Consider the following 504-nt stretch of genomic DNA (forward strand, 5'->3'; position numbering starts at 1 on the left):
ACTTCGGCGGTACGCTTGAGCCCCGCTACATTGTCGGCGCGGAATCACTAGACCAGTGAGCTATTACGCACTCTTTCAAGGGTGGCTGCTTCTAAGCCAACCTCCTGGTTGTCTCTGCGACTCCACATCCTTTCCCACTTAGCGTACGCTTAGGGGCCTTAGTCGATGCTCTGGGCTGTTTCCCTCTCGACCATGGAGCTTATCCCCCACAGTCTCACTGCCGCGCTCTCACTTACCGGCATTCGGAGTTTGGCTAAGGTCAGTAACCCGGTAGGGCCCATCGCCTATCCAGTGCTCTACCTCCGGCAAGAAACACACGACGCTGCACCTAAATGCATTTCGGGGAGAACCAGCTATCACGGAGTTTGATTGGCCTTTCACCCCTAACCACAGGTCATCCCCCAGGTTTTCAACCCTGGTGGGTTCGGTCCTCCACGAAGTCTTACCTCCGCTTCAACCTGCCCATGGCTAGATCACTCCGCTTCGGGTCTTGAGCGTGCTACT

Annotated in this window: 1 rRNA gene; it reads right to left on the reverse strand. The window is 56.2% G+C overall.

The features are described 5' to 3' along the window. A 23S ribosomal RNA gene (locus IE251_RS40510) occupies positions 1 to 504 on the reverse strand; the annotation flags it as partial.

It is taken from the genome of Streptomyces eurythermus (assembly GCF_014649115.1).
GTDB lineage: Bacteria > Actinomycetota > Actinomycetes > Streptomycetales > Streptomycetaceae > Streptomyces > Streptomyces eurythermus.